Source organism: Bradyrhizobium sp. STM 3809, assembly GCF_000239795.1.
GTDB lineage: Bacteria > Pseudomonadota > Alphaproteobacteria > Rhizobiales > Xanthobacteraceae > Bradyrhizobium.
In genome coordinates this window covers 24,994-30,993 of the sequence record NZ_CAFJ01000309.1, presented here as the reverse complement: position 1 = coordinate 30,993, position 6,000 = coordinate 24,994, and the positions used below count along the sequence as shown (strand labels likewise).

6 protein-coding genes are annotated in these 6,000 nt (G+C 70.1%); 4 read left to right on the top strand and 2 right to left on the bottom strand.

Annotated elements, in window-relative coordinates:
• Both BRAS3809_RS17335 and BRAS3809_RS17330 read right to left on the bottom strand, forming a co-directional pair.
• A partial coding sequence (locus BRAS3809_RS17335; protein WP_035656561.1) for a hypothetical protein occupies positions 1-936 on the bottom strand: 936 nt, incomplete at its 3' end.
• 50 nt (positions 937-986) lie between these two features.
• Positions 987-1,715: a uroporphyrinogen-III synthase gene (locus BRAS3809_RS17330; protein WP_008963399.1), complete on the bottom strand. Its 729-nt coding sequence runs from the start codon at positions 1,713-1,715 to the stop codon at positions 987-989.
• Between the two features lie 139 nt (positions 1,716-1,854).
• On the opposite strand from BRAS3809_RS17330, the gene tsaD reads away from it, so the two are divergent.
• The 4 genes from tsaD (at position 1,855) to BRAS3809_RS17310 (ending at position 5,853) form a co-directional block, all read left to right on the top strand.
• Positions 1,855-2,922 (top strand): tRNA (adenosine(37)-N6)-threonylcarbamoyltransferase complex transferase subunit TsaD, encoded by a 1,068-nt coding sequence (gene tsaD / locus BRAS3809_RS17325; RefSeq protein WP_008963398.1) that lies wholly within the window; start codon positions 1,855-1,857, stop codon positions 2,920-2,922.
• A gap of 216 nt (positions 2,923-3,138) precedes the next feature.
• The gene (locus BRAS3809_RS17320; RefSeq protein ID WP_008963397.1) at positions 3,139-4,119 is read left to right on the top strand and encodes an NAD(P)H-dependent glycerol-3-phosphate dehydrogenase; all 981 of its coding nucleotides are present in this window, start codon (positions 3,139-3,141) and stop codon (positions 4,117-4,119) included.
• Positions 4,120-4,213: 94 nt separating this feature from the next.
• Positions 4,214-5,320: an alpha/beta hydrolase gene (locus tag BRAS3809_RS17315; protein WP_008963396.1), complete on the top strand. Its 1,107-nt coding sequence runs from the start codon at positions 4,214-4,216 to the stop codon at positions 5,318-5,320.
• Between the two features lie 119 nt (positions 5,321-5,439).
• On the top strand, positions 5,440-5,853 hold the full coding sequence (locus BRAS3809_RS17310; RefSeq protein WP_008963395.1) for an EVE domain-containing protein: 414 nt from the start codon (positions 5,440-5,442) through the stop codon (positions 5,851-5,853).
• The last annotated feature ends 147 nt before the right edge of the window (positions 5,854-6,000 follow it).

The following is a 6,000-nucleotide window of genomic DNA, read 5'->3' as shown; positions in this document are numbered from 1 at the left end:
GCTCGGGACGCCGTTCGCCGCGAAGGTGTCGAGCGGCTTCAGCGCGGCGGCATCCGGCGCCAGCGACCGCGCGGTCGACAGCGCCGCGCCATAGGGGTCGCCGTGGCGGACGGCGACGTCGAGCAGCGTGGCGGCGATCACCCGGCGCAACGGCGCGTCGTCGGCCGACTTCGCCTGCGTGGCCTCGGACAACCTGGCGCGGTCCTGCGCCAGCGCCGCGCTCTGGGTCTTGCTGGCGCGCTCCAGCGCGTCAATGCGCGCGGTCAGGCCGGACAGGTCGACGGGAGCGGGGGCGGCCGCAGAGCTGTCACGCGGCTGCGCCTTGACGTCGTTCAGCGCGGCCACGGTCTTGTCGCTCTGGCTGCGCAGCGCGGCGACGTCGCCGCGCACCGCCGCGATCGCCTTGTCGACCGCATCGATCCGGCCGGTCATCGCGGCATCGGGCTTGCCGCTGCGCTGCTCCAAGGTGGCGACGCGCGAGGAGAGCTCGTCGACCGCGGTCGACAGCGGCGTGGTCGGCGAGGGCGGCTGCACCGGCGGCCAGCCCAGCATCCAGCCGACGCCGATCACCAGCGCGGCCGCGGCGGCGCCGGAGAACGGGGCGATGATCCATGGCGACACCGGTCGCGGCGGCGGGGGCGGCGGCAGCTCGCGCGGCGGCTCGGCGGCGGCCACCGTCGCTTCGGGAGCCGCGCCGGCGGCGACGGCCGGCTCGGCCTCCGGAGCGCCATGCGGATGCGAATCGTCCGCCGCGCCCGAGGATCCCTCGGCCACGGCCTCGGCCGGGGCCGACCACGGCGACGGCCGCTCGGCCGCGCTCTCGCTGGCCGCGGGACGCTCCTCGCGCGAGGTCGGCTCCAGATCGATGGTCGGCGGGGGCCGCTTCGGCCGCCCGGTATCGGAGGCCGGCGCAACGGTGTCGGGTTCATCGACCATGGTGGAGGTTCCCTGGCTGAGGCAAGATGGAGCAGGCCCTCTTACGCCATTCACGACCGTAGCGCACGAGCTAGCCCCTCCAGCATCTCGTTTTCATCCGGATGCGCTGGGATTGTGACCTGCGTCGCCCCGGCCTCGCGCACCACCTCGGCGACATTGGCCGACAGGCAGCCATGCGGCACGGCGAGCGCCGAGATTTCGACGCCCTCGGCCCGGATCGCGGCCACGAACGCCGCGGCACTTCGCCGCGAATAATGCAGCACCGCTGCGATGCGGTTCGCGGCGAAGGCGTCACGGACCTCGTGCGGCAGGCTCGTGACCTGCGCCATCCGGTAGACCGTCTGCGTGATCACCTGGAAGCCGCGTTCGGCCAGCTCGGAGGCGAGATCGCGCGAGATGTCGGCGCCCGCGAGGTAGAGCAGGGTCGCTTTGGCATCGACCGCGCCGCTCGTCGCGATCACCTCGCGCAGGGCCGTGGCATCGCCGGCCGCCGAGATCACATTTGTGAAACCGGCCGCACGCGCCGCCGCCGCGGTCTGGTCGCCGACCGCGAACAGCGGCAGGCCGAGCACGGCGGACCGTTCGAGCTGCGGCGCCGCCGCGCGCAGCGCATTCGACGACGTGACGATGACACCGGCCGCGTCGCGGCCCGCGTCGGCCGGCAGCGCGACCGGCTCGAAGCGCAGCATCGGCGCCAGCAGCACGTCGAAGCCGCGCGCGCGCAAGGCCGCGGCGGTGCGCTCATTATCGGGGGCGGGACGGGTCACCAGCACGGCCATATGCTATGCTCCCGTCGAACACGGATCGGCCGGGCTGCAACGGCGTGGTGATTGCACCTGGCGACCTCGTGGTGTTAGGCGGTTCCGCGCACACATAATGACCAAAGGGTTGAGATTGGGTAACGACTCGCAAACGCTCGTGCTCGGCATCGAGACCACCTGCGACGAAACCGCCGCGGCCGTGGTCGCGCGTGATTCGGATGGCAAAGGGAAGATCCTCTCGAATGTGGTGCGCTCGCAGACCGACGAGCACGCGATCTATGGCGGCGTGGTTCCCGAGATCGCCGCGCGCGCCCATGTCGACATGCTCGATCATCTCATCGATGCGGCGATGCGCGAAGCAGGTATCGACTACGCCGCGCTCGGCGGCGTCGCCGCGGCGGCCGGACCGGGGCTGATCGGCGGCGTCATCGTCGGCCTGACCACGGCCAAGGCGATCGCGCTGGTGCACGGCACGCCGCTGATCGCGGTCAATCATCTCGAGGCCCATGCGCTGACGCCGCGTCTCACCGACGCGATCGATTTCCCCTATTGCCTGTTCCTGGCCTCCGGCGGCCACACCCAGATCGTCGCGGTCGCCGGCGTCGGCGACTACATCCGGCTCGGCACCACCGTCGACGACGCCATGGGCGAGGCGTTCGACAAGGTCGCCAAGATGCTCGGCCTGCCCTATCCCGGCGGGCCGCAGGTCGAGCAGGCCGCGCGCAACGGCGACGCGTCGCGCTTCGCCTTTCCGCGCCCGATGCAGGGCCGCAGCGACGCCAATTTCTCCCTGTCCGGCCTGAAGACCGCCGTGCGCAACGAGATCGGCCGGCTGGAAAGCATCAGCGCGCAGGACACGGCCGATCTCTGCGCCAGCTTCCAGGCGGCGGTCCTGGAGTCGACCGCCGACCGCCTGCGCGTCGGCCTCGAGCTGTTCAAGCAGCGCTTCGGTGCGCCGACCGCGCTGGTCGCCGCCGGCGGCGTCGCCGCCAACCAGGCGATCCGCGGCGCGCTCGACGACGTCGCGGGCAAGGCCGGCACGCGCCTGATCATGCCGCCGCCGGCGCTGTGCACCGACAATGGCGCGATGATCGCCTGGGCCGGCGCCGAGCGCCTCGCGCTCGGCATGACCGACGGCATGGACGCCGCGCCGCGTGCCCGCTGGCTGCTCGATGCGAATGCGCAGGTGCCGGGCAAGTTCGCGAACACCCGCGCGGGGTTTTGACGGCGTGGGGAACTCGCAGTCCGGCACCAGCCATTGCTTGAGCCGTGCTCCCGGATGTGAGGGCCTGAGCCAGCGCGCCGACGTCGGTGCGCTCCCCTCCCCCTTGCGAGGAGGGGGCGGGGGTGAGGGTAGCCCCCCAAAGATTGTCACCCGTGGTACCTCCCTCCCCAACCCTCCCCCACAAGGGGGGAGAGAGCGCAGCGGAGTTCGCCGCTGATGATCCGCTTCCAAACCATCTCCGTCATCGGCGCCGGTGCCTGGGGCACTGCGCTTGCCGCCGTCGCGGCGCGTGCCGGCCGCAACGTCACGCTCTATGCCCGCGACGCCGATCATGCCGCACGCATCGCGGCCGCGCGTGAGAACCCCCGCCTGCCCGGAATCCCGCTCGCCGACAGCATCGCCGTCACTGCCGACCTCGCGCGAGCCGCGCGCGGCGACGCCGTGCTCATCGTCGTCCCCGCGCAGCATTTGCGTGGCGCCGTCATGCATCTGGCGCCGCTGCTCGCGCCCGCCACGCCGCTCATCGCCTGCGCCAAGGGCATCGAGCACGGCACCCACAAGTTCATGACCGAGGTGATCGCCGAGGCTGCGCCGCGCGCGACGCCGGGCATCCTCTCCGGCCCGAGCTTCGCCGACGACGTCGCGCGCGGGCTGCCGACGGCGGTGACGCTCGCCGCGCCCGACGAGCCGCTGGCGGCGGCGCTCGTCCAGGCGCTGGGCTCGTCGACGTTCCGGCCCTATCATTCGACCGACGTGCGCGGCGTCGAGATCGGCGGCGCCGCGAAGAACGTGCTGGCGATCGCGGCCGGCATCGTGTCCGGGCGCAATCTCGGCGCGTCGGCTCTGGCGGCGCTGACGACGCGCGGTTTCGCCGAACTGGTCCGGCTCGGCCGGGCCTATGGCGCGCGCAGCGAAACGCTGACCGGCCTGTCCGGGCTCGGCGATCTCATCCTGACCTGCGCAGGCCCGCAATCGCGCAACTTCGCCGCGGGCCTCGCGCTCGGCCGCGGCGAGCCGCTGCCGGCCGGCAAGCTCGCCGAGGGGCAGTACACCGCGCCTGTGCTGGTCGAACTGGCGACGTCGCGCGGCGTCGAGATGCCGGTGGCGCAGGCGGTGGCTGCGATCCTGTCCGGGGCGGTGACCATCGATGCCGCCATCGAGGCGCTGATGCTGCGGCCGTTCAAGGCGGAGGAGTAGGCGGCCTTCACGGCACCCGGGGGCTGTATTAGCCTGGGCGTGATCCGGCGAAGTCCGGCCGAACGACGAACAACAATCCGCCCGAGGAAACCCCATGCGCAGATCGCACCTTGCCTTGGTGTCGGCGAGCATCGCCCTGCTGGCCGCCACCGCGACATCGCACGCCCAGACCGCGACCACCTATGACGAGCTCGCCAAGAGCGAAGCCGCAGCCAATTCCGAAAACGGCAAGCGGGTTGCGCCGATCAAGTCGATCCGCAACCCCTCCGACGAGGTCAGCCCCGAAATGCAGGCGATGATCGGGGCGCCCTATCCGCCGCATTTCAACGCCGATCCCAAGACGCCGGCGGAATGGAAAGAGCTGATCGACCGCCGTGCCAAGCTGGCGATCTCTGGCCTTCCCGCGCTCAAGGAAAAGCTCGGCGTCAAGGTCGAGGAGACCAGGATCGCAGGCGTGCACTGCTTCATCGTCACCCCGAACAAGATCCCGGCGGACAATCGGCGCCGGCTGCTCGTTCACGTGCATGGCGGCGGCTACGTGTTTGGCCCCGGCGAGGCGGCGCTGCCGGAGGCGATCATGATGGCCGGCTTCGGCGGCTTCAAGGTGATCTCGGTCGACTACCGCATGCCGCCGGACTTCCCCTATCCAGCGGCGATGGACGATGCGATCGCGGTGTGGAAGCAACTGGTCAAGACCAACGATCCCCGACGCATGGCGATCTTCGGCACCTCGACCGGCGGCGCGATGACCCTCGCCATGGTGCTGCGTGCCAAGGCCGAGAAGCTGCCAAAGCCGGCGGCGATCGCGCCGGGCACGCCCTGGGCCGACATCGACAAGATCGGCGACAGCTACGCGAGCAACGAGTGGCTCGACAACGTGCTGGTGACCTGGGACGGCTGGCTTGGGCGCGCCGCGAAGCTCTATGCCAACGGCACCAGCCTGAAGGATCCCCAGATCTCGCCGATATACGGCGACTTCAAGGGATTCCCGCCGACCATCCTGACCTCGGGCACCCGCGATCTGTTCCTGAGCAACACGGTGCGGACGCATCGCAAGCTGCGTCGCGCCGGCGTCGTCGCCGACCTCAACGTCTATGAGGGCCAGTCGCACGCGCAATACCAGTTCAACGTCAATGCGCCTGAGACGAAGGAGGCCTTCACCGACATCGCCAGGTTCTTCGACCGGCATCTCGAGGAATAGCGTCCGGCTCCCAACAGGATTCGGCATGGCCGGGCTTGACCCGGCCATGCGCGTCCACTTTCATCCGCCGAATCGAACATCGCCGGACGAGACGTCCGAGCCAAAGGAAATCGGTGTCCATGAGCTACTGGCTGGTCAAATCCGAACCCTCGGTATGGTCCTGGGACCAGCAGGTCGACAAAGGCGCCAAGGGCGAGGCCTGGACCGGCGTGCGCAACTACACGGCGCGGCAGAATCTCGTGGCGATGAAGAAGGGCGAGCTCGCCTTCTACTATCATTCCAACGAGGGCAAGGCGGTCGTCGGCATCGCGGAGATCATCAAGGAGGCCTATCCCGACCCGACCGACAAGACCGGCAAATTCGTCTGCGTCGACATCAAGGCGCACAAGCCGTTCAAGACCCCGGTGACGCTCGCCGCGATCAAGGCCGAGCCGAAGCTTGCCGAGATGGCGCTGGTCAAGCAGTCCCGCCTGTCGGTGCAGCCGGTGACGGCCGAGGAGTGGAAGCTGGTGTGCAAGATGGGTGGGGTGTAGCGGCAGCGGCTGCAGGCCATGGGTCCGGCCGGCACCTGGACTTCCCTGCGCCCTCTGTTCCCGAGGCGGCGATTTTCTTGATCAACTCGGACGCATCGCGTCGCGAGAATCAAGTCGCACGCATTCAATTCCCTTTCGGAGGCAACG